Annotated in this window: 22 protein-coding genes, 1 tRNA gene and 6 pseudogenes; 14 read left to right on the top strand and 15 right to left on the bottom strand. The window is 74.8% G+C overall.

Annotated features, from left to right (window positions below; all coding sequences use genetic code 11):
• The first annotated feature begins 24 nt into the window (after positions 1 to 24).
• Entirely contained in the window at positions 25 to 741 is a 717-nt protein-coding gene (locus ABD981_RS08155) for a class I SAM-dependent DNA methyltransferase (protein ID WP_046910424.1), read from the top strand.
• A gap of 41 nt (positions 742 to 782) precedes the next feature.
• Here ABD981_RS08155 and ABD981_RS08150 read toward each other — a convergent pair.
• Together ABD981_RS08150 and ABD981_RS08145 are read right to left on the bottom strand one after the other, a co-directional pair.
• Positions 783 to 870: transfer RNA gene (locus ABD981_RS08150), tRNA-Leu, on the bottom strand.
• 89 nt (positions 871 to 959) lie between these two features.
• On the bottom strand, positions 960 to 1,424 hold the full coding sequence (locus tag ABD981_RS08145) for a hypothetical protein (protein WP_046911734.1): 465 nt from the start codon (positions 1,422 to 1,424) through the stop codon (positions 960 to 962).
• Between the two features lie 123 nt (positions 1,425 to 1,547).
• On the opposite strand from ABD981_RS08145, the gene ABD981_RS08140 reads away from it, so the two are divergent.
• Complete coding sequence (locus ABD981_RS08140) at positions 1,548 to 2,867, top strand: DUF2254 domain-containing protein (RefSeq protein WP_046911733.1); 1,320 nt, start codon at positions 1,548 to 1,550, stop codon at positions 2,865 to 2,867.
• A gap of 133 nt (positions 2,868 to 3,000) precedes the next feature.
• Here the strand turns inward: ABD981_RS08140 and ABD981_RS08135 are convergent, their stop codons facing one another.
• The 3 genes from ABD981_RS08135 to ABD981_RS08125 form a co-directional block, all read right to left on the bottom strand.
• Entirely contained in the window at positions 3,001 to 3,660 is a 660-nt protein-coding gene (locus tag ABD981_RS08135) for a class F sortase (protein WP_046911732.1), read from the bottom strand.
• A gap of 115 nt (positions 3,661 to 3,775) precedes the next feature.
• Positions 3,776 to 4,336: a hypothetical protein gene (locus tag ABD981_RS08130; RefSeq protein ID WP_046911731.1), complete on the bottom strand. Its 561-nt coding sequence runs from the start codon at positions 4,334 to 4,336 to the stop codon at positions 3,776 to 3,778.
• A 177-nt stretch (positions 4,337 to 4,513) separates the two neighbouring features.
• Positions 4,514 to 5,458, bottom strand: a complete 945-nt coding sequence (locus tag ABD981_RS08125; protein WP_046911730.1) for a beta-ketoacyl-ACP synthase III — start codon at positions 5,456 to 5,458, stop codon at positions 4,514 to 4,516.
• 183 nt (positions 5,459 to 5,641) lie between these two features.
• Here ABD981_RS08125 and fdhD point away from each other — a divergent pair, with 183 nt between their 5' ends.
• Positions 5,642 to 6,490 carry a formate dehydrogenase accessory sulfurtransferase FdhD gene (gene fdhD, locus ABD981_RS08120; protein ID WP_046911729.1) on the top strand — a complete coding sequence of 283 codons (849 nt, stop codon included), beginning with the start codon at positions 5,642 to 5,644 and terminating at the stop codon, positions 6,488 to 6,490.
• A gap of 108 nt (positions 6,491 to 6,598) precedes the next feature.
• Here the strand turns inward: fdhD and ABD981_RS08115 are convergent.
• From ABD981_RS08115 to ABD981_RS08100, 4 genes and pseudogenes are all read right to left on the bottom strand, one after another.
• Positions 6,599 to 7,991 (bottom strand): annotated as a pseudogene (locus ABD981_RS08115) (NAD(P)/FAD-dependent oxidoreductase).
• Between the two features lie 112 nt (positions 7,992 to 8,103).
• Positions 8,104 to 8,461, bottom strand: a pseudogene (locus ABD981_RS08110) ((2Fe-2S) ferredoxin domain-containing protein); the annotation flags it as partial.
• Positions 8,462 to 8,485: 24 nt separating this feature from the next.
• The gene (locus ABD981_RS08105) at positions 8,486 to 9,007 is read right to left on the bottom strand and encodes an isochorismatase family protein (protein ID WP_046911726.1); all 522 of its coding nucleotides are present in this window, start codon (positions 9,005 to 9,007) and stop codon (positions 8,486 to 8,488) included.
• Positions 9,008 to 9,032: 25 nt separating this feature from the next.
• A pseudogene (locus ABD981_RS08100) lies at positions 9,033 to 10,107 on the bottom strand (bile acid:sodium symporter family protein).
• Between the two features lie 103 nt (positions 10,108 to 10,210).
• Between ABD981_RS08100 and ABD981_RS08095 the strand changes: the two are divergent.
• The 8 genes and pseudogenes from ABD981_RS08095 (at position 10,211) to ABD981_RS08060 (ending at position 19,490) form a co-directional block, all read left to right on the top strand.
• Positions 10,211 to 11,089 carry a LysR substrate-binding domain-containing protein gene (locus ABD981_RS08095; RefSeq protein WP_382748313.1) on the top strand — a complete coding sequence of 293 codons (879 nt, stop codon included), beginning with the start codon at positions 10,211 to 10,213 and terminating at the stop codon, positions 11,087 to 11,089.
• A gap of 357 nt (positions 11,090 to 11,446) precedes the next feature.
• The gene (locus ABD981_RS08090) at positions 11,447 to 13,276 is read left to right on the top strand and encodes an AMP-dependent synthetase/ligase (protein WP_046911724.1); all 1,830 of its coding nucleotides are present in this window, start codon (positions 11,447 to 11,449) and stop codon (positions 13,274 to 13,276) included.
• A 255-nt stretch (positions 13,277 to 13,531) separates the two neighbouring features.
• Positions 13,532 to 13,726: pseudogene (locus ABD981_RS08085) on the top strand (ABC transporter substrate-binding protein); the annotation flags it as partial.
• Positions 13,727 to 13,832: 106 nt separating this feature from the next.
• A complete protein-coding gene (locus tag ABD981_RS08080; RefSeq protein WP_345528664.1) occupies positions 13,833 to 14,636 on the top strand; it encodes an ABC transporter substrate-binding protein in 804 nt (267 codons plus the stop codon).
• A gap of 12 nt (positions 14,637 to 14,648) precedes the next feature.
• A complete protein-coding gene (locus tag ABD981_RS08075; protein WP_046911722.1) occupies positions 14,649 to 17,327 on the top strand; it encodes an ABC transporter permease subunit in 2,679 nt (892 codons plus the stop codon).
• Complete coding sequence (locus ABD981_RS08070) at positions 17,324 to 18,127, top strand: ABC transporter ATP-binding protein (RefSeq protein WP_046911721.1); 804 nt, start codon at positions 17,324 to 17,326, stop codon at positions 18,125 to 18,127. The genes ABD981_RS08075 and ABD981_RS08070 overlap by 4 nt, the downstream gene beginning before the upstream one ends.
• 115 nt (positions 18,128 to 18,242) lie before the next feature.
• Positions 18,243 to 19,037, top strand: coding sequence for an aldo/keto reductase (locus ABD981_RS08065; RefSeq protein WP_046911736.1), 795 nt, complete (start codon positions 18,243 to 18,245; stop codon positions 19,035 to 19,037).
• Between the two features lie 3 nt (positions 19,038 to 19,040).
• Complete coding sequence (locus ABD981_RS08060; protein WP_046911720.1) at positions 19,041 to 19,490, top strand: RICIN domain-containing protein; 450 nt, start codon at positions 19,041 to 19,043, stop codon at positions 19,488 to 19,490.
• Between the two features lie 3 nt (positions 19,491 to 19,493).
• Here the strand turns inward: ABD981_RS08060 and ABD981_RS08055 are convergent, their stop codons facing one another.
• Together ABD981_RS08055 and ABD981_RS08050 are read right to left on the bottom strand one after the other, a co-directional pair.
• The gene (locus tag ABD981_RS08055; RefSeq protein ID WP_046911719.1) at positions 19,494 to 20,531 is read right to left on the bottom strand and encodes a class I SAM-dependent methyltransferase; all 1,038 of its coding nucleotides are present in this window, start codon (positions 20,529 to 20,531) and stop codon (positions 19,494 to 19,496) included.
• Positions 20,532 to 20,608: 77 nt separating this feature from the next.
• Positions 20,609 to 21,544: an AraC family transcriptional regulator gene (locus ABD981_RS08050; RefSeq protein ID WP_046911718.1), complete on the bottom strand. Its 936-nt coding sequence runs from the start codon at positions 21,542 to 21,544 to the stop codon at positions 20,609 to 20,611.
• A gap of 81 nt (positions 21,545 to 21,625) precedes the next feature.
• Here ABD981_RS08050 and ABD981_RS08045 point away from each other — a divergent pair, with 81 nt between their 5' ends.
• Complete coding sequence (locus tag ABD981_RS08045) at positions 21,626 to 22,519, top strand: NmrA family NAD(P)-binding protein (RefSeq protein ID WP_046911717.1); 894 nt, start codon at positions 21,626 to 21,628, stop codon at positions 22,517 to 22,519.
• A gap of 124 nt (positions 22,520 to 22,643) precedes the next feature.
• Here the strand turns inward: ABD981_RS08045 and ABD981_RS08040 are convergent, their stop codons facing one another.
• Positions 22,644 to 23,594 carry a helix-turn-helix transcriptional regulator gene (locus ABD981_RS08040; RefSeq protein WP_046911716.1) on the bottom strand — a complete coding sequence of 317 codons (951 nt, stop codon included), beginning with the start codon at positions 23,592 to 23,594 and terminating at the stop codon, positions 22,644 to 22,646.
• 39 nt (positions 23,595 to 23,633) lie between these two features.
• On the opposite strand from ABD981_RS08040, the gene ABD981_RS08035 reads away from it, so the two are divergent.
• Entirely contained in the window at positions 23,634 to 24,140 is a 507-nt protein-coding gene (locus tag ABD981_RS08035; RefSeq protein ID WP_046911715.1) for a hypothetical protein, read from the top strand.
• A 15-nt stretch (positions 24,141 to 24,155) separates the two neighbouring features.
• Here ABD981_RS08035 and ABD981_RS08030 read toward each other — a convergent pair whose 3' ends face one another.
• Together ABD981_RS08030 and ABD981_RS08025 are read right to left on the bottom strand one after the other, a co-directional pair.
• A complete protein-coding gene (locus ABD981_RS08030; protein ID WP_046911735.1) occupies positions 24,156 to 24,920 on the bottom strand; it encodes a class I SAM-dependent methyltransferase in 765 nt (254 codons plus the stop codon).
• A 44-nt stretch (positions 24,921 to 24,964) separates the two neighbouring features.
• Positions 24,965 to 25,267, bottom strand: coding sequence for a 4a-hydroxytetrahydrobiopterin dehydratase (locus tag ABD981_RS08025; RefSeq protein WP_046911714.1), 303 nt, complete (start codon positions 25,265 to 25,267; stop codon positions 24,965 to 24,967).
• 88 nt (positions 25,268 to 25,355) lie between these two features.
• On the opposite strand from ABD981_RS08025, the pseudogene ABD981_RS08020 reads away from it, so the two are divergent.
• Positions 25,356 to 26,148, top strand: a pseudogene (locus ABD981_RS08020) (helix-turn-helix domain-containing protein); the annotation flags it as partial.
• 25 nt (positions 26,149 to 26,173) lie between these two features.
• Here the strand turns inward: ABD981_RS08020 and ABD981_RS08015 are convergent.
• Positions 26,174 to 26,580: pseudogene (locus ABD981_RS08015) on the bottom strand (hypothetical protein); the annotation flags it as partial.
• Positions 26,581 to 26,687 lie beyond the last annotated feature (107 nt).

Genomic DNA, 26,687 nt, shown 5'->3' with positions numbered 1-26,687 from the left:
GGCGGTAGACCGTAGGGTCGGGGCATGTTCTCCCCCGAGGGCCCCACCCTCCGCGAGCTGACCGTGCAGGCCCTCTCGTCGGTCGAGCACGGCTACGACCTGCTCGCCGCCACGTTCGACGCGACCCCGTTCCGCACCCCGGACCGCCTGCTGGGCGCGGTCGCCGACGCCCTGGAGCCGCTCGGCCCCTTCGACACCGGCCTGGACGTCTGCTGCGGCACGGGCGCGGGGCTCTCGGTCCTGCGCTCGGTGTGCGCGGGGCCCGTCACCGGCGTCGACTTCAGCGCCGGCATGCTCGCCGGGGCCCGTACGGCGCACCCGGAGGCGACCCTCGTCCGGGCCGACGCGCTCGACCTCCCCTTCGCCCCGGTCTTCGACCTCGCGGTCAGCTTCGGCGCCTTCGGCCACTTCCTCCCCGCCGAGCAGGAGACCCTCTTCCGCGGCGTCCACGCGGCCCTGCGCCCCGGCGGCACCCTCGCCTTCCCGCTGCCCGCCCCGCCCCGCGTCGGCTCCGCCCCCTACTGGACGCTGTGGGGCTTCGACGCGGTGATGCGGGTCCGCAACGCGCTGTGGCGGCCCCCGTTCGTCATGTACTACCGCACCTTCCGCCTCGCGGACGTCCGCCGCCGCCTGGAGGCGGCCGGATTCCGGGTGGAGCTGCTGCCGCTGCCCTCCCTGGGCGTGCGGGAGGACGGCAGCCCCAACTGCCGGCTGGTCGTGGCGCGCAAGGCCGAGGGGTAGAAACGCGGAAAGACCCCAGCTCTCGCTGGGGTCTTTCCGTCTGGTGTCCGAGGGGGGACTTGAACCCCCACGCCCGATAAAGGGCACTAGCACCTCAAGCTAGCGCGTCTGCCATTCCGCCACCCGGACCGGGTGTCTGCCGCTCCGGGGTGTTCCCCGCGGCGACATGGATAACTCTACCAGGGGTTCGAGGTGCCTTTCACCAGCGTTTTCCGTGGTCAGTGGGGTGAACCCGCCTTGTTGTCCTTGATCCAGTCCTGGTTGTCCTGCCAGGCGTACAGGGTGTGGCCGTCCGTGTACGCGTAGTAGAGGCCGCAGCGTGCGGTGGCCTTCTCCTTCGCGTCCTCGGGGAACCAGTCGGGGGTGAGGACCGGGGCCGGGCGGGAGGCGTCGGACGGGAGGGGCGTGCACCCGGCGGGCAGCTCGGCCGACGGGAGGCCGGCCTTCAGGGCGCGGTCGCCGCCGGTGGTCTTCATGCCGTACTCGACGGAGGCGGCGGCGTCCGGGAGCCAGCGCGGCACCGAGGCCCGGTCGGCCTTGGCGGCGGAGCCGGTCGCGTACGACGCGTACTCGTCGTGGCGGCCGTCCCACCAGTCGGAGACGGCGGGAGCGGCGACGGCTCCGGTGAAGGCGAGGGCGGCGAAGGTGCCGGCGGCGGCGAGGGCGAGGGCGGTGCGGTTCATGTGTTCCATCCTCGGCGCCGCCGGGGCCCGGTCTCGTACGTCCGGAGGACCGTTCCGGGTACGACTCGGGGCGCACGGGGCGTCGCCGCTCCCTAGGGGACGACTGCGCCTACCCTGCGCCGGATGGACCGTCCTTCGCCCTCCGTCCCGTACCGCAGGCCCCGGATGCTCTCGCCGCTGCGCGAGCACCTGCGGGACACCTTCTGGTTCGCGCCCGTCGCGTCGATGGTGCTGATCACCCTGCTGTGGTGGGGATGCTCCGGCCTGGACACGGCGATCGTCGAGACGCTGCAGGAGGCCGGGGAGTACGAGGCGGTCACGGACCTCGTCGGGATCGCCGACGACGCGAAGACGATCGTGACCACCATCAGCTCGGCCATGATGACCTTCATCGGTGTGGTCTTCTCGATCTCGCTGGTCGCCGTGCAGATGGCGAGCGGGCAGTTCAGCCCCCGCATCGTGCGGATCTTCATCCGGAGCCGGATCACGAAGGCGGCCTTCTCCGTCTTCCTCTCCACCTTCCTGCTGTCGCTGCTCGTGCTGACCTCGTACGAGAGCGAGACCGACCCGCGGCTCGTGACGACCGTGCCCCTGGTGCAGTCGATCCTGACGCTCGTGATGGTGGCCCTCAGCCTGCTGCTCTTCGTGGCGTACGTGAACTCGACGCTGCGGCTGATGCGGGTGGGCCACGTGGTCGACCGGATCACCTGGGAGGCGTTCCGGGTGCTGGAGAAGACCCCGGCGCACCCGGCGGGGGCCGGGGAGCTCGGGCCGGCGAGCGGCGAGCTGGTGTACCGGGGCCGGGCGGGGGTGCTGCGGGACGTGAACACGGCGCTCCTGGTCGCGGCGGCCCGGCGGCACGGGGTGGTGCTGCGGCTGCTGCCGCGGATCGGCGACTTCGTGGTGCCGGGGACGCCGATCCTGGCCGTGCACGGCGGGACGGTGCCGCGCCGGGTGGCGAGCGCGGTGTCGGTGGGCATCGAGCGGACCTTCCACCAGGACCTGGGCTTCGGGCTGCGGCAGCTCTCGGACATCGCGCTGCGGGCGCTCTCCCCCGCCGTCAACGACCCGACGACGGCCGTGCAGTGCCTGGACCGGATCGTCCAGTTCCTGGCGGCGCTCGCCGACCGGCCGCTGGGGGCGGTCGCGTACCGGGACCGGCGGCGCGGCGGCGGGACGGTGCGGCTCGTGCAGGACGGGCCGGAGTGGACGGACCTGGTGGACCTGGGCTTCGCCGAGATCCGCGGCTGCGCGGCGGGCAGCCCCCAGGTGTCGCGGCGGATGCTCGCGGGCCTGGACGACCTGCTGACGCGGGTCCCGCCGGAGCGCGCCGAGCCGCTGCTGCGGCACCGCACGCTCCTGGTCCAGCTGGTGGAGCGCACGGTGCCGGAGGCGGCGGACCGGGCCTTCGCCCTGGAGCCGGACCGACAGGGCATCGGCTGAGCGCCGGGGTGCCGGTGGGAGCCCGACGCCCCCCGACGCCGGCTCCCTGCCCTCCCATTGACGGCCCCCCTCCGGTCCCGGTCCAGTCCGTTCCGGAAGTCCGTCAGGTCGCGTCCGGGGCCGGTCGCGGGGGTCACCGGCTCCGGACGGCGGTCAGCCGGGCCGAGACGACCACGTTGCCCGCGTAGCCGCCGTCCGGCGCGTACGGGCCGCCACAGGTGATCAGGCGGAGTTCCGGCAGGCCGGTGGAGCCGTAGACGCGGGCGGCGGGGAAGCCGTCCTTGGGGACGAGCTCGATGCCGTACACGGTGAAGACGGCGGTGCGGCCGTCCGCGCGGGCGATCTCGACCTGCCGCCCCTTGGCGAGGGCGCCGAGATCGTAGAAGACCCCGCGGCCCTCCGGGGTGTCGACGTGCCCGACGACGACGGCCGTGCCGCGTTCGCCGGGGGTGACGGCGCCGGTGAACCAGCCGGCGAGGGCGCGCTCCCGCGGGGGCGGGGCCTCGATCCAGCCGTCGGCGTCCAGGCCCACCCGGGCGACCGGCGCGTCGACGCGGAGGGCCGGCACCCGGACCCGGACGGGCGGCGAGGCGGGCAGCGGGCCGGGGGCCGCGTCGGGGACGGCGGCGGGGACCGCTCCGGCGGTGTCGGGGGCGGCGGCGGCCAGGGGCTGCGGCGGGCCGTCGGCCCGGAGCGCGTCCGTGCCGCCGCGCAGGAGGTGCACCCCGATCAGGAGGACGACGGCGACGACGCCCCAGGCGCCGCGCCGTCCCGGCCCGTTCGACCCCTGCACCGTCCGCCCTCGCCCTCTCCTCGTACCCCCGTGCGGGGGTGGGACTGGCGCCCCTCCGCTCCGGACCTCGTCACTCCGGGGCGGAGGGGCCGTATCGGGTTCCCCTCGGCCCGGCTCAGGTGCCGGAGGTGCCGCGGCGGCGGATCAGCACCACGGCGGCGCCGAGCGCGCCCACGATGAGCACCGCGCCGGTGACCGCCTCGGTGACGCCGATGCCGTCGGAGCCGTCCGCGCCCGCGGCGGTGCCGAAGCCGGCCTTGACGCCCTTGTGGGCGCCGGTGGTGCCGCCGTCCTGGTGTCCGCCGGTGCCGGAGACGGTGAGCTGGGTGGTGCCGCGTTCGCCCTTGCAGTCGAAGGTCACCTCGTACTGGGTGCCCGCCTTGGCGTCGAAGTCGACGGTGGCGGTGCCCTGGTGGCCCTCGGAGAGGGTGACGGTGTCGAAGACCCCGGACTCGACGGTCACGGAGGGCACCTCGCACCCGTCGGCCTTGAGCGTGACGGTGCCGCCGGGCGCGACGGTCTGCGGGGTGACGGAGAAGCCGAAGGACGTGATGCCGTGTCCCGTGCCGTCCTTCGGTCCGCCGTCCTCCGCCAGCGCCGCCGGCGCCGCGAGGGCGAGGGCGGCGGTGGCGAGGGGGGCGGCGAGCAGGGCGGTGGCGACGCGTATCGCGCGCATGGCGGTCCTCCGGATCACGCAGGGGCGGACGCGGAGGGATTCCGCGGACGGGCCGTCAAAAGACCCTCGCCGCGATCGAAGCTAGGCCCGCCCCCGGTGCCCCGCCACCGGGCTCCGCCGAACGGTGCACCGGCGGCGGGCCGCCGCGTCAGGGCCTGCGCGGGCCCCGGTCGCGCGTCACGGGACGCGGACGACCTGCCCGGCGTAGGAGAGGTTGCCGCCGAAGCCGAAGAGGAGGACCGGCGCGCCGGAGGGCAGCTCGCCGCGCTCGACCAGCTTGGACAGGGCGAGCGGTACGGAGGCGGCGGAGGTGTTGCCGGAGTCGACGACGTCGCGGGCGACGACGGCGTTGACGGCGCCGATCTTCGCGGCGAGCGGCTCGACGATGCGCAGGTTGGCCTGGTGCAGCACCACGCCGGCCAGCTCCTCGGGGGCGATGCCGGAGCGCGCGCAGGCCTGGCGGGCGAGGGCGGGCAGCTGCTGGGTGGCCCAGCGGTAGACGGACTGGCCCTCCTGGGCGAAGCGCGGCGGGGTGCCCTCGATGCGGACGGCGTGGCCCATCTCGGGGACCGAGCCCCACAGGACGGGGCCGATGGCACCGGTGTCGGTCTCGGTGGCCTCGACGACCGCGGCGCCGGCGCCGTCGCCGACGAGGACGCAGGTGGTGCGGTCGGTCCAGTCGGTGACGTCGGTCATCTTGTCGGCGCCGATGACCAGGGCGCGGCGGGCCGCGCCCGCGCGGACGGCGTGGTCGGCGGTGGCCAGCGCGTGGGTGAAGCCGGCGCACACCACGTTGAGGTCCATGGTGGCGGGCGAGCCCATGCCGAGCCGGGCGGCGACGCGGGCGGCGGTGTTCGGCGACCGGTCGATGGCGGTGGAGGTGGCGACCAGGACCAGGTCGACGTCGGCCGCGGAGAGGCCGGCGGCGGCGAGCGCCTTGCCGCCGGCGTGGGCGGCGAGCTCGTCGACCGGCTCCTCGGGTCCGGCGACGTGCCGGGTGCGGATGCCGACCCGGCTGGTGATCCAGTCGTCGCTCGTCTCGACGAGAGCGGCCAGGTCGTGGTTGGTGAGCACCTTGGCGGGCTGGTAGTGCCCGAGCGCGGCGATTCGAGTGCCCGTCATGCCCGGGACCCCCTCGGTGGTTCGTTCGTCGGCAGGACCACCCAGTCTCGTGAGCGACTGATGGGTAACAGGTGACGTAAACCACCAAGATTCACCCGAAGTGCCTGTCCGACCGTGACAAGAGGAGAATGGGGCGGTCAGGCCCCAGGGGGCTTACCGCACGGACGGAATCGGGTGCAGGCAATGGGACGGGTCACCGAGCGACGGCGTGTCGTGCGCATCCGGGGCGGGGCGGTGAACGAGCGGCCGGACACCCTGGTGGCGGAGGAGCCGCTGGAGATCCGGCTGAACGGGCGGCCGATCGCCATCACCATGCGCACGCCGGGGGACGACTTCGCGTTGGCGGCGGGGTTCCTGGTCAGCGAGGGCGTGCTGGCGGCCGCGTCGGACGTGCGGAACATCGTGTACTGCGCCGGGGCGAAGGAGGACGGCTCCAACACGTACAACGTGGTGGACGTGCAGCTCGCGCCGGGGGTGGCGGTCCCGGACATCACCCTGGAGCGGAACGTCTACACCACCTCGTCCTGCGGTCTGTGCGGCAAGGCCAGTCTGGACGCGGTGCGGACCACGGCCCGCTTCCCCATCGCCGACGCTCCCCCGCTGCGGCTCACGCCCGCCCTGCTGTCCGCCCTGCCCGACCGGCTGCGCGCGGCCCAGCGCGTCTTCGACCGGACCGGCGGTCTGCACGCGGCGGCGCTGTTCTCGGAGGACGGCGAACTGCTGGACGTGCGGGAGGACGTGGGCCGGCACAACGCGGTGGACAAGCTGGTGGGGCGGGCGCTGCGCGAGGGGCTGCTGCCGCTGGAGCGGGCGGTGCTGCTGGTGTCGGGGCGGGCCTCCTTCGAGCTCGCGCAGAAGGCCGTGATGGCGGGCCTCCCGGTGCTCGCGGCCGTGTCGGCGCCGTCCTCGCTCGCGGTGGACCTGGCGGCGGAGACGGGGCTGACGCTGGTGGGCTTCCTCCGCGGGCAGGACATGAACGTGTACGCGGGTGAGCACCGGATCGCGCTGGGAGTGCCGGCGGCGGAGGCCTGAGCCGGGGGCCCGAGGCGGGGGCCTGAGGCGGGGGCCCGAGCCGGGGGCGTTCCCCGGGCGCCGGTCCGTGCCGGCGCCCGGGGCGGGGCTCGTCGCCCGGTGTGCGCGTCAGACGCGCGTGAGGGTGTTCCACTCCTCGCGGGTGGGGCCGTCGTCCCCGGGGGTGAACTCGGGCCGGGCGTCCAGCCAGGCGGTGAGGTGCCGTTGGACCTCCTCCGTGCCGTAGGCCTCGTCGGCCGTGAGCAGGAGGTGGCGCACCTGGGCGCGGGCGCGCATGACGACGGGGTCGTCGAAGGCGCAGGCGGACCGGGCGGCGACGCGGAGGTCGGCGGGCGTCGCGTCCTCGGCGGGGCCTTCGGGGGTGCCTTCGGGGGGGTGCCGTGCCGTCGAGGGCTTCCTCGGCGGGCGCCGCGCCCTCGGCGAGGCGCTGTTCGTGGCCGCGGTCGGCGGTGACCTGGGCGTCGAACAGCGGGCGGAGGGCCTCGGCGGTCCAGTCGTGGTACGCGGTGGGGTCGGCCGCGATGCGGTCGGCGTGGGCGGCGACGTGCTGGGCGGCGCGCAGTCCCATGGCGACGCCGTGGCCCAGGGTGGGGTTGGTGTGGAGGAGGCTGTCCCCGACGTTGACCAGGCCGGCGACGACGGGGCCCTCGGCGTCGGTGAGGGAGGTCCAGCGGTTGTCCAGGCCGGCCATCGCGAGGACGGCGGACCGGGGTTCGGGGTCCAGGTCGAGCCAGGCGGCGGTGGCGGGGAAACGGCGTGCGGCCGCTTCGAACACGGCGGGGTCGGTGAGCGCGCCGCGGGTCGGGTCGCCGGTGGAGACCACCAGGTGCAGCGCGAAGGTGTCGTTGTCGGAGGGGAAGACGCCGGCGAGGGCGAAGGGCGCGGACGAGCCGTTCTGCACCCGCCCGGGGTCGCGCGGTCCGTCGGGGCGCAGGCGGTACCAGCGGCACAGGTAGGCGATGCCGGTGCGGTGGCTCTCGACGACGGGCGGGCGGCAGCCGGCCTCGGTCAGCCAGCCGGGGACCCGCGAGCGGCGCCCGGAGGCGTCGACGACCAGGTCGGCCCGGTGCGTCTCCTCGCCCGTCCGGACGCCGGTGACCCGGGTGGGGGCGCCCGCCTCGAAGGTCAGGCCGTCCACCCGGCGGCCGCCGCGGACCTCGACGGCGCCCTCCCGCCGTACGGCCGCCGCGAGGGCGGCTTCCAGGACGATGCGGCGGGTGCGCAGGGTCACCAGGTCCTCGTCGCCCGGCCGGTGCGGCGGATGCCGGTCGAACCAGTCGAAGTCGTGGTATTCCCGGGCGCCGCGCGCCAGCAGGTCCTCGTAGACGTCCGGCGCCTCGGCGCGCAGCACGGTGCGCACGGGGGCGAGGAACGAGTGCGGCTGGACGGCCTGCGGGACGCGGGGCCTGGCCCAGTCGTGGAAGTCCTGGTCCGGGTCGTCCCCGGCCTGGCGCGGGTCCTGTTCGAACAGGGTCACCGTGTGGCCCCGTCTGCCGAGCATGAGCGCCGTCCCCAGCCCGCCGATGCCCCCGCCCATCACTGCAACTCGCGCCACCCCGTGACCCTTTCGCCTCAGCGTCGTGTTGCGGAAGGAGCCTACCGAACGGCCGGTTCTAGTTCTTCGGCGGGTCGATCATCTGGAGTTGGAGCGCGGCCGGGGCCGGGGCGACGCCGGGGCCGCCCGCGGCCGTCCAGGCGAGTATCTCGTCGAGGCAGTCCTGGTCGGCGCTCCAGCCGATCCAGGCCGCCCGGCCGCCGCGGCGGCGGCCCTCGGTGGAGGGCTGGACGACGAGGACGTTGGCCTGGGCGCAGGGGCCGAGGCAGTCGCTGGTGCGGACGAGGAGCCGGCCGCCGGAGGCCGCGGCGGCCTCGCGGAGGCGGGCGAGCTGGCCGGCGTGGTCCATGCCGGGGTTCTTGCGGGCGTCGCCGCAGCAGCAAGCCGCGGCAGACGACGAGCGAGCAGGGGCGGGGCCCCGTACCGTATCGGCACCCGGGTCATGAGGAGCCGTCCAGGGTGATCTCGGCGGTGGCGGCGACCGTGCCCAGGCGGGGGAAGTCGAGCCGGACGGAGGCGTGGTGCTCGTCGGCCGTGAGCGCGGTCATCGCGTCCTCGGCGAAGACGAGCTCGTAGCCGAGGTCGGCGGCGGCGCGGGCGGTGGACTCGACGCCGAGGTTGGTGGCGATGCCTCCGAACACCAGGGTGGAGACGCCGTGTCCGGCGAGGAGCTCGTGCAGGGCGGTGTCCTGGAACCCGCCGATGGTGCGCTTGACGACCACGGGGTCGCCCTCGTGGACGAGTGCGGCGACGAGCTCGCTGCCGGGCGGCTGGGTGTCGACGCCCGGCCGTTCGACCCGGATGTGGACGACGGGCGCGCCGGCGGCCCGGAAGCCCTCGGCGAGGCGGTCGGCCGCGGCGAGGACGTCGGTGCCGGGGCGGGGGGCGAGGGGCAGCGCGACGATGCGTTCCATCAGGTCGACGAGGACGAGCGCGGTGCTGCCGGGATCGAGTGCGGGCATGGGAGCACCGTAGCGGCCCCGATGATCATCGCGGGACGGCCGGGGATGTGATCCCGCCAACGGAGTCCTGGCCCGGGAGGGGCGTGCCGTGGCCGGTGGTCCCCTCCTCCGGATCCCGCGACCGCCGTCTGGCGATCACCGCGCAGACCATCAGCTGCATCTGGTGGAAGAGCATGAGCGGCAGCACCGCGAGCGCGGCCTGGGCGCCGAACAGGACGCTCGCCATGGGGAGTCCGGCCGCCAGGCTCTTCTTGGATCCGGCGAACTGGATCGCGATCCGGTCCTCCCGCCCGAAGCCGAGCCGTTTCGGCCCCGTACCAGCTCAGCGAGAGCATCAGGGCCAGCAGCGCCGCCTCGACCGCCAGCAGCAGGCCGAGCCGGGCCGGGGTGACGAGCCGCCAGACGCCCTGGGTCATGCCCGCGCTGAAGGCGGTGTAGACGACGAGGAGGATCGAGCCCCGGTCGACGTAGCCGAGCACCCTCTTGTGCCGGACGAGGAAGCCGCCCACCCAGCGGCGCAGCAGCTGTCCCGCCAGGAAGGGCACGAGCAGCTGGAGCACGATCTCGACCAGCGAGTCGGAGGAGAAGCCGCCCGCGCCGTTGCCGAGCAGGGCCGCGGCCAGGAGCGGGGTGAGGACGATCCCGGCGAGCGAGGAGAAGGAGCCGGCGCAGATGGCGGCGGGCACGTTGCCGCGGGCGATCGAGGTGAAGGCGATCGAGGACTGGACGGTGGACGGCACCAGGCAGAGGAAGAGGAGGCCGCCGTACAGCGAGGGCGTGAGCACCGCCGGCACGAGCCCCCGGGCCGCCAGCCCGAGCAGCGGGAAGAGGACGAAGGTGCAGGCCAGGACGGTGACGTGGAGCCGCCAGTGGGTGAGCCCGTCCAGCGCCTCGCGGGTCGACAGGCGCGCCCCGTAGAGGAAGAACAGCAGCGCCACGGCCGCCTTCGAGGCGCCTTCCGCCACCGTCGCGGCCGTCCCGGAGGCGGGCAGCAGCGCGGCCAGGCCGACCGTGCCGAGCAGCGCGAGTATGTACGGGTCGACCGGCAGCCAGGACGGCAGCAGGGGCCTGCGGGACGGACGGGACGCGGGGGAGCTCATGCGTCCATCCTGGTCGACCGCCGGGCGATCGGGAATCCCGCACAGCACACTGACTGTCATCACGAAACGTGATGACCGCCCTCCCGCGCGGTACGGTCGGCGGGTGACCGTGACCGTGTACGAGCCGACGCAGCTGCGCACCTTCCTCGCGGTCGCGCAGACCCTGAGCTTCACCCAGGCAGCCCGGCGGCTCGGACTGCGCCAGTCGACCGTGAGCCAGCACGTGCGCCGCCTGGAGGAGGCGACCGGCCGCCCCCTCTTCGTCCGGGACACGCACGGCGTGGAGCTCACCGAGGACGGCGAGGCCATGCTCGGCTTCGCCCGCACGATCCTGGAGGCGCACGAGCGGGCGGCGGCCTTCTTCACCGGCACCCGGCTGCGCGGGCGGCTGCGCTTCGGCGCCTCGGAGGACTTCGTGACGACCCGTCTGCCGGAGATCCTCGAGGCCTTCCGGCGCGAGCACCCCGAGGTCGACCTGGAGCTCACGGTGGAGCTGTCCGGCACGCTCCAGGCCCGGCTGGAGGCGGGGCGGCTCGATCTGATCCTGGCCAAGCGGCGGGGCGACGAGACCGGGGGCGAGCTGGTCTGGCAGGACGTGCTGGTGTGGATCGGTTCGCCGCGGCTGCGGCTCGACCCGGAGCGCCCGGTGCCGCTGATCGTCTTCCCGCCGCCCGGGATCACCCGGGCCCGCGCCCTGGAGGCCCTGCGGGAGCAGGGGCGGCCGTGGCGGATCGCGTGCACGAGCACGAGCCTGAGCGCGAACGTGGCGGCGGCCCGGGCCGGCCTCGGAGTGATGGCGCACACCCGCGGCCTGGTCCCGCCGGGCCTGGTGGAGGTCCCCGCGCGGGCCGGGCTGCCGGAGCTGGGCGCGGTCGACTTCGTGCTGCGCACGGGGCGGCGGGGCGGGGCGACCCAGGACGCGGCGGACGCGCTGGCCGCGGCGATCCTGGCCGGCGGCGACCGGCTGCACCGGCCGCGCTGAGGGCGCGGCGCGCGAGCCGGGCGGGCCTGCGACCTCCCCCCGGGGGAAAGCCCCCGGGACTTCGGACCGTCCCCGCCCGGAAACGGCCGACACCCCTCTTGCGCCCCCTTCCCCCGCCGCTCACCGGGTGTCCCGGTGAGCGGCCCGTACAGATTCCGTGGAGATTCCGGCCCCCACGGCTTACCGGCGGTCACGCAACGGGCCCCCGGCCGCCTCCACTTGTCCGGTTTCCCGGGCCTGACCTGTGGATACGGTCAATGTCGCGGCTTGGTGAAGGCCCTCCCGCCCGTGAGCGCCGTGGGGTACCGTCACCGGCGCCGTACGGATCGCGACATCGAGCGGGCGAGGAGCAGGTCAGTGCGCGAGTTCACCGTGCCGCCCGTCGAGGCGGCGCCTCAGGTCGGCGGTCTGGCGGACGCCGTGTTCGATCATGCCGAGCGGGATCCGGACCGGGTCGCGCTCGGGCGCAAGGACGCCGACGGGGTGTGGCGGGATGTGACCGCCGCCGGGTTCCGGGACGAGGTGCTGGCCCTCGCGAAGGGGCTCATCGCGCACGGGGTGCGCTTCGGCGACCGGGTCGCGATCATGTCCCGGACCCGGTACGAGTGGACGCTCTTCGACTTCGCGCTGTGGACGCTCGGGGCGCAGCCGGTCCCGGTGTATCCGACCTCCTCGGCCGAGCAGGTCTTCTGGATGCTGCACGACGCCCAGGTCACGGCCTGCGTGGTGGAGCACGAGGACCACGCGATGACGGTCGGCTCGGTGATCGACCGGCTGCCCCGGCTGCAGCGGCTGTGGCAGCTGGACGCGGGCCGCGGCGCGGTGGCCGAGCTGACCGAGGCGGGCGCCGAGATCGACGAGGACGTGGTGCACCGGCACCGGCGGGCGGTGACGCCGGACTCGGTCGCGACGGTCATCTACACCTCGGGGACGACGGGCCGGCCCAAGGGCTGCGTGATCACCCACGCCAACTTCATGTTCGAGACGGACATGCTGATCGGCCGCTGGGAGCCGGTCTTCCGGTCCCGTCCGGGGGACGCCGCGGCCACCCTGCTCTTCCTGCCGCTGGCGCACGTCTTCGGGCGGATGGTGGAGGTGGCGGCGATCCGGGGCGCGGTGAAGCTGGGCCACCAGCCGGTGATGGCCGCCGCGGAGCTGCTGCCGGACCTGGCCGCGTTCCGGCCGAGCTTCGTGCTGGCGGTGCCGTACGTCTTCGAGAAGGTCTTCCACGCCGCCCGGCGGCGGGCCGAGGCGGAGGGCAGGCGGGGTCCGTTCGACAAGGCCGTGGACGTCGCGGTGCGCTACGCGGAGGCGCTGGAGCACAAGGCCTTCGGAATCGGTCCCGGCCCGTCGGCGGCGCTGCGGATGCAGCACCAGTTCTTCGAGAAGACGGTGTACGGGAAGATCCGCGAGGCCCTCGGCGGCCGGATGCGGCACGCGATGTCGGGCGGCTCGGGCATGAACCGGCAGCTGGGCCTCTTCTTCGAGGGCGCGGGCATCACGGTCTTCGAGGGGTACGGCCTGACGGAGTCGTCGGCGGCGGCGACGGCGAACCCGCCGGAGCGCACCAAGTACGGGACCGTGGGGCAGCCGGTGCCGGGGACGACGGTGCACATCGCGGAGGACGGCGAGGTCTGGCTGCACGGCGGGCAGGTGTTCTCCGGCTACCTCAACGACCCCCGGGCGACGGCCGCCGTGCTGAACGACGGCTGGCTGGCCACCGGGGACCTGGGCGTGCTCGACGAGGACGGCTATCTGACGATCACCGGGCGGAAGAAGGAGATCCTGGTGACCTCGGGCGGCAAGAGCGTCGCCCCGTCCGGCCTGGAGGAGCGGGTGCGCAACCATCCCCTGGTGGCCCAGTGCATCGTCGTGGGCAACGACCGGCCGTACGTCGCCGCGCTGGTGACCCTGGACCAGGAGGCGGTGGACCACTGGCTCGCGATGCAGAACCGGGCCCCGCTGCCGGCGGCGGAGCTGGTGCGGGACCCGGCCCTGGAGGCGGAGATCCGCCGGGCGGTGGTGACGGCCAACACGGCGGTGTCGCAGGCGGAGTCGATCCGCACCTTCCGCATCCTGGCCCATCCGTTCAGCGAGGAGCACGGGCTGCTCACGCCGTCCCTGAAGCTGAAGCGGAAGGCGATCGAGAAGGCCTACGCGGCGGAGGTCGACGCGCTGTACGACTGAACCGCACCCGTTAATTGACGGTGCATCAGTTCTTGACGGTTCATCAGGTCGCTCACAGAATGCGGTCACCCGACGGAGGGATGACCGACCGTGTCCAGAACGATCCGCACCCTCGCCACCGCGGCGGCGGCCCTGCTCCTCGCCACCGCCTGCAACTCCGCCTCCACCAACGGCGGCCCGACGCGGCCCACGGACGCCAAGGGCACGGTACGCGGAGTGACCGCCGACTCGATCAAGGTCGGCGGCATCGTCTCGATGACCAGCGCCAGCGGCTACTCCAAGAAGGACACCGACCTGGGCGCGCGGGCCCGGTACGCCCGCGCCAACGCCGAGGGCGGCGTCAACGGGCGCCGGATCGAGTACCTGGGCGCCGAGGACGACGGCCAGGACCCCGCGCGCAACCTCGCCGCCGCCCGCAAGCTGGTCCAGCAGGAGCAGGTCTTCGCCGTCGCGCCGATGAGCTCGGTGACCTTCGCCGGCGCCGACTTCCTCGACTCCCGGGCCGTCCCCCACCGTCGGCTGGGGCACCCTCCCCTCCTTCTGCGGCCCGAAGCACATCTACGGCTTCAACGGCTGCCTCGTCCCCACCCCCGGCGGCACCCTCAACCAGACCTGGCCCGAGGGCCTCGCCCGGGTCCTCGGCGGCGCGAAGGGCCGCTCGGTCGCACTGATCGCCGGCGACAGCGACGCCGGCCGCTTCGGCATCCGCACCTTCACCCAGGGCTTCAAGGCGGCCGGCTTCGGACTCGCCTACGCCGAGGCGTCCGTGCCCGCCACCTCGCTGCCGAGCGACTGGTCCGCGTACACCAAGGAGATCCTGCGCTCCGGGCCCGGCGGCCGGGCCCCGGACGCCGTGGTGTCGGTGATGCAGACCCCGTACAACATCGGCCTGTTCACCGCGCTCAAGCGGGCCGGGTACAAGGGCGTGCTCTCCGACCCGACCGACTACGACCCCGGACTGCTGGCCAAGGACGCCACCCGGCAGGCCCTCGACGGGGTCGTCGTCCTGCTGCAGTTCCAGCCCTTCGAGTCCGACAGCCCGGAGATGAGCCGGTTCAAGGCGGACATCCGGGAGGCGGCGGGCGGCAAGGACGTTCCGCTGAACATGCACATGCTCACCGGATACATGAGCGCCGACCTCTTCCTCGCCATCGCCGCCAAGGCCGGCCAGGAGCTCAGCGTCGAGTCCTTCCAGAAGGCCGCGGCCGGCTTCTCCGACACCGGCACCCTCGTCGGCGACCGGGCCGAGCCCAAGGGACAGAAGGAGAGCTTCGGCTGCGGCGCGCTGGTCCGGCTGAAGAACGGACGGTACGAGGTGGCCGTGCCCTTCCGCTGCTACCCGCCGATCCCCTTCGGCTAGGGGCGCGGCCACGTGGGCGACCTCCTTGGCTTCGTGCTGAGCGGACTGGTCTCGGGGGCGCTGTACGCGCTGCTCGCGACCGGTCTCGTGCTCTCCTCCGCCGCCTCCGGTCTCTTCAACTTCGCGCACGGCGCCACGGCGTACCTGTGCGCCCTCGCCTTCCACGAGCTCCACTCCGGCTTCGGCCGGCCCGCCGTGCCGACCGCCCTGGTGCTGGTCCTCGTCGTGGCGCCGGGCCTCGGCTGGGCGCTGGACCGGCTGATGTTCCGCAAGCTGGCCCGGGTCGGCGAGACCGCGCAGATCACGGCGACCATCGGCCTGCTGGTGGCGCTGCCGGCGGCCGGGCTGTGGGCGGTGGAACTGCTGGAGCGGGCCGGGGCCCCGGTCCGGCCCGCCGAGAACCAGTTCGGGCTGCCGGGCGTCGGCCCGAGCCCGGCCGTCTCCTGGCAGCCCTTCGAGGGCCTCGGGATCGACGGGGTCGGCGTCGACTCCGACCAGCTGATCACCTGGGTGGTGACGGCGGCGGTGGCCGCCGGCCTGTGGGTGCTGCTGCGGCACACCCGGCTCGGGCTGCGGCTGCGGGCGGCCGTCGACAACCGCTCCCTCGCGGAGCTGCGGGGCGTCGACGCGGACCGCCTCTCCTCCGTCGCCTGGATGCTGTCCTCGGCGCTCGCCGGCCTCGCCGGGGTGCTCGCGACCCCGCTGCTCGGGCTCTCCGCGCACGACTACACGCTCTTCCTGTTCGTCTCGGCGACCGCGGCGGTCCTCGGCCGCTTCGCGTCGGTGCCGCTGGCCTTCGCGGGCGGGCTCGCGCTGGGCGTGGTGCAGAACCTGGTGGCCGGGTACGCGAGTTTCGCGGAGGGCCTGACCGGCTTCCGTACGGCGGTGCCGTTCCTGATCCTGTTCGCCGGGCTGGTGCTGCTGGCCCGGCGCGAGCGGGCCGCGGGCACCGCCGCCGCCGACCCGCCGCCCGACGACCGGCTCGCGGGCCTGGGGCAGCTGCGCCGCTGGGGGCCGTGGGCGGTGGCCGGGGCGCTGCTGTGCGCGGCCTTCTACACCGTCACCACCCCGTTCTGGAGCGGGATCCTCGCGCAGGGCCTGGCGATCGGGCTGGTCTTCCTCTCCTTCGCGGTGGTGACCGGGCTCGGCGCGATGGTGTCGCTCGCCCAGGCCACGTTCGTGACGAGCGCGGCGCTCGTCGCCGGGCTGCTGATGAGCCGAGGCTGGCCGTTCGCCGCGGCGGCGCTCGCGGGGACGGCGGTGGCGGCGCTGCTCGGCGCGGTCGTGGCCCTGCCCGCGCTGCGTCTCGGCGGACGGTCGCTGGCCCTGGCGACGCTCGCCCTGGCCTTCCTCGCCGACCAGGTCCTCTTCCAGTTCGGGTGGCTGCGCAACGGCGACACCGGCTGGGAGATCCCCCGTCCGGTCCTCGGGCCGCTCGACCTGTCCGACGACCGGGCCATGGGCGTCGCCCTCGTGCTGCTGAGCGCGGCGGGCGTCGCGGGGCTGACCCGGCTGCGGAACTCCCGGCGGGGCCGGGCGATGCTCGCGGTCCGCTCGGCCCCCGCCGCCGCGGCGGCCTCGGGGGTGTCAGTGGTCCGCACCAAACTGCTCGTGTTCACCCTGTCGGCGGCGATCGCCGGCTTCGGCGGGGTGCTGTACGCCTCGTACAACACCCGGATCACGGCGACCGACTTCCCGGCGATGACGGGTCTGGTCTGGCTCGCGGTGGTGGTCGCGGCGGGGGTGCGGCGGCCGCAGTACGCGGTGCTCGCGGGCCTGGTCTTCGCGGTGGCCCCGCAGCTGCTCGCCGCGTACGTCACCGACTCCGCCCATCTGCCCGTCGTGCTCTTCGGACTCGCGGGCCTGGCCCTGGCCAACGACCCGGACGGCTACGCGGCGGCCGTCCCCGCCCGCTGGGCGGCCCGCCGGGCGAAGAGCTCCGCGCGGCCGGAGGCCGGTCCCGGTCCCGCCGCGCCCGCGCCGCCCCGGCCCGGCGCCCTGGAACTCACCGGCGTGCGCGCCGGGTACACCGGCGGCGCGGACGTCCTGCACGGGGTGGACCTCCTCGTGCGCCCCGGCGAGATCGTCGCCGTCCTCGGGGCCAACGGCGCCGGGAAGTCCACCCTGTGCCGGGTCGCGGGCGGGCTCCTCGCGGCCCGGGACGGGGCCGTCCGGGTCGACGGCGCCGAGGCGCGCGGGGACTCGGCCGTCGCCCGGGCCCGGCGCGGGGTGCGGCTCGCGCCCGAGGGGCGGGGGATCTTCGCGGGGCTCTCCATCGAGGAGAACCTGGCGCTCCAACTCCCCGACGCCGCGGACCGGGAGGCCGTCTACGCCCGCTTCCCGGCGCTCGCCGCCCGCCGCACCGTGCCCGCCGGCTCGCTCTCCGGCGGCGAACAGCAACTCCTCGCCCTCGCCCCGCTGCTGCAGCGCCCGCCCGCCGTGCTCGTCGCCGACGAGCCGTCCCTCGGGCTCGCGCCCCGGATCGTCGACGAGGTCTTCCGGCTGCTGGCCGAGCTCCGGACGCGGGGCACCGCGCTGCTCCTCGTCGAGGAGAAGGCCGCCGAGGCGCTGGGCCTCGCGGACACCGTCGCCTATCTGGCCGAGGGCAGGATCGTGTGGTGCGGGCCGCGCGCCGAGGCCGACGCCGACCGGCTGGCCGACGCCTACCTGGGCATGGGGGTCCGGACATGACCGACGGGAAGCTGCTCGACGCCCGGGGCATCGGGGTCCGCTTCGGCGGGGTCCGCGCCCTCGACGACGTCGACGTCTCCGTGCGGCCCGGTGAGGTCTGCGGCCTCATCGGGCCCAACGGCGCGGGCAAGACGACCCTCTTCGACGTGCTGTCCGGGATCCGCCGGCCGGACCGCGGCCGGGTCCTCCTGGACGGTGCGGACGTCTCGCGCCGCTCCCCCGTGTGGCGGGCCCGGCACGGGGTGCGGCGCACCTTCCAGCGCCAGCAGCTCTTCGGCCAGCTGACGGTGACGGACAACCTGGTCGTCGCCCAGGAGTGGCGCCGGGGCCCGGTCGCGGCCCGCCGGGACCGGGCCGCCCGGGTGCTGCGCTCCTGCGGGCTGGACGCGCTGGCCGGCTCGTACGCGGGCGCGCTGCCCGTCGGACAGGCCCGGATGGTGGAGCTGGCCAGGGCCCTGGCCGACCCCCCGCGGCTGCTCCTGCTGGACGAGCCGGCCTCCGGCATGTCGGCCGAGGAACGGGGGCAACTCGCGGCCGTGGTGCGGTACGTGGCGGACGAGGAGGGGTGCGCGGTGCTGCTCGTCGAGCACCACGTCTCCTTCGTGATGGAGCTGTGCGCCCGGGTCGTGGTGCTCGACCTGGGCCGGGTGCTGGCCGAGGGGCCGGCGGAGCGGGTACGGGCGGACCCGCGGGTGCGGGCGGCCTATCTGGGGACCGCGGAGGGGGACACCGAGGGAGACGCGGCGGGGGACGCGGGCCGGGCGGGGGCCTCCTCCGCGTCCCCCGGCACGGCGGAATGAGATCTGCGCGCCGATCGTTGAAGCTGACGCCAGTACTGGACGACGACGTAAGGATCGACCGCTCGTGAGCACGGACAGCAAGGTCCCCTTCCTCACCCTCAACAACGGCGTGCGGATGCCGCAGCTCGGCTTCGGCGTCTGGCAGGTGCCGGACGCGGAGGCCGAGCAGGCCGTCGGCACGGCCCTGGAGGCGGGCTACCGCTCCATCGACACCGCCGCGATCTACGGCAACGAGACCGGCACCGGCAAGGCCCTCGCCGCCTCGGGCCTCCCCCGCGAGGAGCTCTTCGTCACCACGAAGCTCTGGAACAGCGACCAGGGCTACGACGCGACCCTGCGCGCCTTCGACGACTCCCTCGGCAAGCTGGGCCTGGACCACGTCGACCTGTACCTGATCCACTGGCCGGTGCCGAACAAGGACGCGTACGTCGACACGTACCGCGCCTTCGAGAAGATCCTGGCCGACGGGCGCGCCCGGGCCATCGGCGTCTCGAACTTCCACCCCGAGCACCTGGAGCGGCTGATCGCCGAGACCTCGGTGGTCCCCGCGGTCAACCAGATCGAGCTGCACCCGCAGCTCCAGCAGGCCGCCGCCCGCGAGGTGCACGCGCGGCACGGCATCGCGACCGAGGCCTGGTCGCCGCTGGGCCAGGGCCGTGGCCTGCTCGAGGTCCCCGCGATCGTGGCCATCGCGCAGAAGCACGCCCGCACCCCGGCCCAGATCGTGCTGCGCTGGCACGTCCAGGTCGGCAACGTGGTCATCCCGAAGTCGGTGACCCCGTCCCGCATCCGCGAGAACATCGCCGTGTTCGACTTCGAGCTGGACGCGGAGGACATGGCGGGCCTCACCGCGCTCGACGAGGGCCGCCGGCTGGGCCCGGACCCGGCCGAGTTCCACGTCGGGGCCTGATCCGTGCAGGTCGTGGAGGGCGTCTACCGGATACGGAACGTGGCCAGCGGGCTCCTCCTGGAGGTGTACGAGGGCTCGACGCGCAGCGGGGCCCCGGTGCGGCAGGCCGTGGCCCGGGGTACCCCGGGCCAGCAGTGGCACATCGCGCCGGTCCCGAACGGCGGCGGCCTCTACCACCTGGTGAACGTCGCCGGCGGCAAGCGCCTCGACGTGAAGGGCGCCTCGACCGAGAACGGCGCCGGGATCCAGCAGTGGAAGCCGAACAACTTCGGCGCCCAGGAGTGGACCATCGAGGAGGACCTGCAGTCGCCCGGCACGGTGGCGCTGGTCAGCTTCGTCAGCGGGCTGCTGCTGGAGGTCGCGGACGGCTCCACGGAGGACGGCGCCGACGTCCGGCAGTGGGAGGACACCGACTCCCCGTCCCAGTGGTGGCGCCTGGAGCCGGTGTCCTGAACCTCAGCCCGCCCGGCGTCCCGTGTGGACCGTGCGGGCGGTGAGCAGGAACAGGTCCGGACGGCGGTGCAGCGAGAGCGCGTCGGCCGGGTCGAGCAGCCGGTCGAGGGCCGCGCGGTCATCGGCCGCGAGGCTCTCGGCCAGGCCGTCGCGTTGCCGCTCGTAGTGCGCGACGATCTGGCCGCGCACCGGGTCCGGCAGCGGCGCGGGCACGTCGGACAGGAAGCTGCGGGTGCCAAACGGGGTCAGCCCGGCGCCGGTGAGCAGCGCGTTCCAGTCGTCGATCTCCTCCTTGGCGTCGGGCAGCGAGGCCCGCATCTCGCCGAACCAGTCGGCGGCGGCCGCGTCGATCCGGGCCTCCAGGCCGGGACGCCCGACGCCGGCGTTCCACGGCAGGTGCCGGGCCGGCAGGCCGCCCTCCGCGAGGGCGATGATCCCGCCGGGGTTCAGCACCTCGGCGAAGGCGGCGAGCGCGGCCCGCTGGTCGCCGATGTGGTGCAGGGAGTGGCTGGCCCAGATCAGGTCGGCGGTGCCCAGGATGCCGAAGTCCCCGGGGAGTTCGGCGCGCAGGGTGGTGACCCGGTCGCCGAGCCCGCGGGCCTCGGCGCGCTCCTTGGCGAGGGCGAGGAGCTCGGGGGTCGCGTCGACGGCGACGACCTCCGCCTCGGGGAAGGCCTCGGCGAGCAGCGCGGTGCCGACGCCGGGCCCGCTGCCGAAGTCCAGGACCCGGCGGACCCGGCCAGCGGGGGCGAGCCCGGCGAGCCAGGCGGCGGCTTCCTTGTAGAGGGGGCTCTGGGTCTCGGCCTGGACGGTGAGCAGCGGGGCGAGCTCGGCCCAGTCGAGGTGGGTGTGGTCGTGGCGGTGACCGTTCCCGTTCGCGTGACCGTGACCGTGGCCCCCGCCCTGGGCCTGGCCGGTGCGATGTCCGTGGCCGGTGCCGTGTCCCTGCCCCTCGCCGTGTGCGTGGCCCTCGCCCTTGCAGGGGGCGTCCCCGTGCCGGTGGCCGTGGCGGTGTCCGTCGTGGAGGTCGTTTTCACTCATGCGGACAGCCTGCGTCGTTGCTGCCGGAATCGCGAGGAAACTTGCCGTTCCGGCAAGCGTTCGGGGCGGCTCCCGGGTCAGCCCCGCGCTCCCCGGTGTTCCTGCGGGCTCACCCCGCGGACCCGCTTGAAGGCGGCGCTCAGCGCGAAGGCGCTGCTGTAGCCGACCTGGCGGGCGACGGACTCGACGGTCGCCTCGCCCTGCCGCAGCAGGTCGGCGGCACGGTCGATCCGCCAGCCGGTGAGGTACGCCATCGGGGGCTCCCCCACCAGTTCGGTGAAGCGGCGGGCGAGCGCGGCCCGCGACACCCCCGCCTTCTCGGCGAGCGCGGCGACCGTCCAGGGATGGGCGGGGTCGTTCTGCAGCAGCCGCAGCGCCCGGCCCACGACGGGGCCGCCCATCGCCCGGTACCAGGCGGGCGCCTCGCCGCCGGGCCGGGAGAACCAGGCGCGGACGGCGGCGATCAGGAGCAGGTCGAGGACCCGGTCGAGGACGACGCTCTGGCCGGGCTCGTCGCGGGAGATCTCGTCCTCCAGGAAGGGCATGAGCGGGCAGTCCCACAGTTCGGCCGGCAGGTGCAGCAGCTCCGGCAGCGCGTCCATGAGCCGACGGCTGACCTCGCCGGCCAGCTGGTAGGTGCCGACCAGGACGCTGGTGGCGCCGTCGCGGGCGTTGCCCCAGGTCCGTACGCCCAGGTCCATCGCCTCGGCGAGGGGCTCGCCGCGCAGGGTGGTGCACCGGCCGCCAGGGCCGATGACCGCGGTCGGCGGCGCGTCGGAGGCGTGCGCCACCGTGTACGGGGCGGGGCCGCGGGCGATGGCGATGTCACCGGGGCGCAGCAGGACGGGCGTTCCGGCGTCCGGCACCACCCAGGCCTCGCCGTTGGTGACGCACATCAGGCAGAGCGGGGCCCGGTCCTCGATCCGGACGGACCAGGGCGGGGACATGACCATGCGCAGGATGAAGGCGCCTTGGGCCCTCGGCCCGTCGAGGAGGCCGGCGAGTGCGTCCATGGCGGCAAGCGTAGACGGACGCGTATGCGGGTGAGCCGGTGGAGCATGGGATCGCGGCGGCCGGGCCGCGAAGGTGGAGCCATGACGACGAACACGAAGCACACGCAGAGCACGCGGAGCACGCAGCACGACGCCGCGGGGCCGACGGTCCTCGTGACGGCCGCGACCGGGAAGACCGGGCGCCGGGTGGCGCGGGTCCTGACGGAGCACGGGGCGCTGGTACGGGCGGGATCGCGGTCCGGCTCCACCCCGTTCGACTGGGAGTCCCCGGCCACCTGGGGCCCGGCCCTGGACGGCGCGGACGCGGCGTACGTCGCCTACTACCCGGACCTCGCCGCGCCCGGAGCGGCGGAGGCGCTCACGGCCTTCGGCGAGCTGGCGGTCGCGCACGGGGTGGAGCGGGTGACGCTGCTGTCCGGGCGGGGCGAACCGGAGGCGGTGGCGGCGGAGGAGGCGCTGCGCGCGACCGGGGTCGGACTCACCGTGGTCCGGGCCGCGTTCTTCGCGCAGAACTTCGACGAGGGGCTGCTCGCGGAGGGGGTCGCGGCCGGCACGATCGCCTTCCCCGCGGGCGACACGGCGGAGCCGTTCATCGACGCGGACGACCTCGCGGACGTGATCGTGGCGACACTGCTCCAGGAGGAACACGCGGGCCTGGTGCACGAGGTGACGGGTCCTCGGGTGCTGACCTTCGCCGAGGTGGCCGCCGAGCTCTCCCGGGCGGCCGGGCACGAGGTCGTGTACGTGCCGATGGAGGAGGCGGAATTCGCCCGCATGCTCGGCGAGTTCGGGCTGCCGGAGCCGGAGGCGGTCTGGCTGGCGGGGCTCTTCACGACGCTGCTCGACGGGCACAACGCGTCGGTGACGGACGGGGTGAAGCGGGTCCTGGGCAGGGAGCCGCGGGACTTCTCGGCGTACGCGGAGCGGGCGTTCGGCGCTGCGGCGGGGGCGGCGGGGGCGGCGGGCCGGGCGTGACCCCGTGCCGGAGGCCCGCGCAGGCCCCTCCGAGGACCTCGCCGCACCCGGCTGGCCCGGCACACCCAGCCCGCCCGGCACACCCGGCACACCCGGACGCCCCGGACGCCACGGACGCCCCGGCTCACCCGTACCGTTGGGCCAGGGTCCGGGCCGTCGCGGCGATCCGTTCGCGGAGCTCCTCGGGGGCGAGGACCTCCACCTCCTCGCCGAGCCCGAGGAGGAAGCCGTGGGCGTGCTCGGGCGACTCGACGGGCAGGGTGGCGCGGGTCCAGCCGTCGGGCTCCGGGGTGCCGTTCTCGGCGAGGGCCCGGGCGGCGGCGCCGGTGAGCCGGGCCGCGCCGCGCGGGGAGATCCGGACGAGGGCGTCCCCCTGGTGGAGCCGGGCGTGGAAGTCCGCCTGGCTCGCCCGCCAGTGGGCGGCCAGGTCGAAGCCCTCCGGTATGCGGGCCTCCTCCTCGGTGAGCGTGAGGTCGAGGATCTGGTCGACGCGGTAGGTGCGCGGCCCGGGCCCGGCGACCAGGTACCAGCGGCCGGCCTTCAGGACGAGACCGTACGGTTCGAGCCTCCGGTCGACCTCGCTCGGCTCCTTCCAGCGCCGGTAGCGGACCGCGAGCACCCGCCCGGTGCGAAGGGCCTCGGCGACCCCGGAGAGGAAGGGGGCCTCGGTCTCCTCCGCGTACCAGCCGGGGGCGTCGATGTGGAAGCGGGTGCGCAGCCGGTCGACGTGCTCGCGCAGCGGCACCGGCAGGGCGGCGCGCAGCTTCAGCTGGGCGTCGGCGAAGTGTCCGCCGAGGCCGAGCTCGTCGGCGGCGACGGGCAGCCCGGCGAGGACGAGCGCCTCGGCCTCGCGCGCGTACAGGTCGGTGAGGCGGGAGCGGTGCCCGGCGAGCAGCCGGTAGCCGCCTCGGTGCCCGGCGTCCCCGTAGAGCGGCACCCCGGCGGCGTGCAGCGCCTCGACGTCCCGGTAGACCGTGCGGACGGAGACCTCCAGCTCCTCGGCGAGCCGGGCGGCCGTCATCGTGCCCCGGGTCTGGAGCAGCAGCAGGATCGACAGGAGTCGGCTGGACTTCACTGACACAAGGTGTCAGTGAAGGGTTCCTACAGTCCAGCCATGGCTTTCGCAGAGAAGTACCTCTTCGTCCCGGAGCCGGTCGAGATCGCCGGCCGGCACGTCAAGCGCTACCACGTGACCGCCGACCCGGCCGGCATCGAGCCGGAGGTGGAGAAGGCGGCGTACGCGCTGCTCCCGGAGCTCCTTCCGGAGCCGGACGGCACCCCCGCGGCGAGCTTCGCGGTGCTGCACCGGGGCGGCGACACCGGCGCGTACCTGAACGTGTACAGCTGGGTGTGGGACAACGTGCTCCACTTCGCCGGCGCGGCGGCGGGCCAGCCGGCCCTCGACTGCCCCGACACCGATCCGGCGCACTTCGTCCGCCTCGAACCGGGCGCCCGGAACTGGATCGGCTGCGTGTGGGAGCTGCCGCCGATCGGGCACGAACGGGACGCCTGGGTGCGGCACATGCTGGCCCCGGACCGCCCGGACCTGGCCGGCTACCTCGCGGACGCGCTGCCCGCCGGAACGACGGGGCCGGTGCCGGTGCCGAGCAGCGGAGGGTGAACCGGGGGCCGGCGTTCAGCCGCGCGTGACGCCGGGGGCGGTGCCGGGGGCGCGCTTCACGAAGGCGGCCAGCCGGTACGCGGGATCGTCACGGCGGCGGTCCTGGTCCGGCAGGCCGGCGAGGGCGGTGGCGAGCAGGTCCACGGACACGGGGGTGCCGTGGAACCAGGAGGCGAAGTAGCCGCGCCGCAGCTTCTCGGCGGTCCCGCGCGGGCTTGCGCCCTGGCCGTGGCCGGTGAAGGTGGTGCCGGGCGCGGGGGCCAGGTCGTGGGCGGCGGCGTGGGCGGTCACGAGGTCGGCGCGGTCGGAGCCCGCCCCGGCCGCGCGGTGCGGGCGCAGCAGGGCGTCGATGTCGCTGCCGACGTCGTGGGCCGCGTCCTTGTCGACCGTGGCGACGAGGACGCCGCCGGGGCGCAGCACCCGGGCCGCCTCGGCGACGATCTCCTCGGCGAACGGCACGAGGTGGAGCAGCCAGATCGCGCTGACGGCGTCGACGGAGCCGTCCGGCAGCGGGAGCCGGCGGGCGTCGGCGCGGACCGCGCGGCCCGGGATGCGGCCGGCGGCGGCGCGCAGCATGGCGTCGGCGGCGTCGATCCCGTACACGGCGAGTCCGGTCCGGGCCAGGCGCGCGGTGACGAGACCGGTGCCGCAGGCGACGTCGACGAGGGTGCGGGTGCCGGGCGGCAGCAGCCGCAGCACCGCGGCCGCGGCGGCGGCCGCCCGGGGCACCCCGCCGCGGGTCTCGTCGTAACGCGCGGCCTCGGTCTCGTAGTCGAGCATCGTCTCCCCCATGCGGTGATCGTACGGGGGAGCATGACGTGCCGTCAGTTCGCGCCGTGTCCGGAGGCCACGGCCTCGACGCGGTCGGCGAGCGCGAAGTCCTTCTCCGTGACACCGCCGGCGGTGTGGGTGTTCACGGACAGGACGACGCTGTTGTAGCCGAGCGTCAGATCGCTGTGGTGGTCGAGCTCCTGCTGGATGCTGGCCACGTGGACGACGAGGGCGGTCGCGGCGAAGTGGTCGGCGAGCCGGTAGGTGCGGGTGATGCGGTCGCCGGCGAGGGACCAGCCGGGGAGCTCCCGCAGTCGGTCCTCGATCTCCTTCTGCGACAGGGGCTGTGTGGGCACGTGCTGCTCCCTCCGGTCGGGTCCTGCGGTGGCCGGGTGGTCACCTGGGAGAAGGTACCCGAGTCGCTCTCTGGGATACCGTCCGACCATGACGACTGTCGCGACCGACACGGGTGTGGGGCCACTGCTGCGCGGCTGGCGCGAGCAGCGGCGGCTGAGCCAGCTGGAGCTGGCGCTGCGGGCGGACTCGTCCGCGCGGCACATCTCCTTCATCGAGACGGGCCGTTCGCGGCCGAGCGAGGAGATGATCCTCCGGCTGGCCGAGCACCTGGAGGTGCCGGTGCGGGAGCGCAACGCGCTGCTCCTGGCGGCCGGTTACGCGCCGCGCTTCACCGAGTCGACGATGGACGCGCCGCTGCTGGAGTCGCTGCGCGAGGGCATCGGGCAGCTGCTCCAGGGCTACGAGCCGTACCCGGCGCTGGTCGTGGACGGCTCGTACACGGTGCTGGCGGCCAACCAGGGCATCGGGATGCTCCTCGCGGGGCTGCCGGAGCACCTGCTGACCCCGCCGCTGAACGCCATGCGGATCACCCTCCATCCGGAGGGCCTGGCCCCGCGCATCCGCAACCTGCGGGAGTGGCGGGGGCATCTGCTCGCCCAGATGGAGCGTCAGATCGGTCGGTCTGGTTCCGTTCGGAGTCGCTGCGGGCGCTGTACGAGGAGGTGGCGGGTATCCGCTGCCGGAGGGGGCCGGCGACCCGGCGGACCGGGAGGACGCGGTGCCCTACCCGTACTTCGCGCTGCCGCTGCGGATTCGAGCACGACGGGCGGGTGCTGTCGTTCGTGTCGTCGATCTCGACGTTCAACACGCCGCTGGACGTGACCGGTCGCCGGAGCTGGCCATCGAGACCTTCCTCCCGGCCGACCCGGAGACGGTTCGCCTACCTCCAGTCGCTCAAGGGTAGCGCTCGCCCGCAGCGCGGCCCACTGCAGGCCGCGAAACCGGCGGACGGTGCCCGCCTGGAGCAGGGTCCAGACGGCGCCGCGGTGCTGGGCTCCAGCAGGCGACGAAGCGCGCGACGGACGCTGAGCGCCGCCCACAGCAGGTTGGCGTCGACGACGGCCTTCACGCCGAGGACCGGCGGCTGCGGGCGCTCGCCAGCCAGGCCACGCCGGCCGCGTACGCGGTGAGGAACACGCCGAGTTCGAGCAGCAGACCCGGCCCACGCCGAGGAGCTCGCCCAGGGGGCCGGAGGCGGCGAGGTAGGCGAGACCGTTGCCGCCGGTGACGACGGCGTCGAGCGCGAGGAACCGGCGCACATCGACCGCGGTGCCGTGGTGCGGGAGAGACCGGCGAGCAGGGCCTGGGACATGGTGGATCACCCTCCTGAAAAGGCTGTTTCTCTGGGATCGGGGCCGGTCCCCGGGCGGAGTGCGCCGCCCGGGACCCGGTGCTCACGAGCATGCCGGGGGCCGCGGC

Origin of the sequence: Streptomyces showdoensis (genome assembly GCF_039535475.1) — a bacterium.
Classification (GTDB): domain Bacteria; phylum Actinomycetota; class Actinomycetes; order Streptomycetales; family Streptomycetaceae; genus Streptomyces; species Streptomyces showdoensis.
This window is presented reverse-complemented; position numbering and strand designations above follow the sequence as displayed.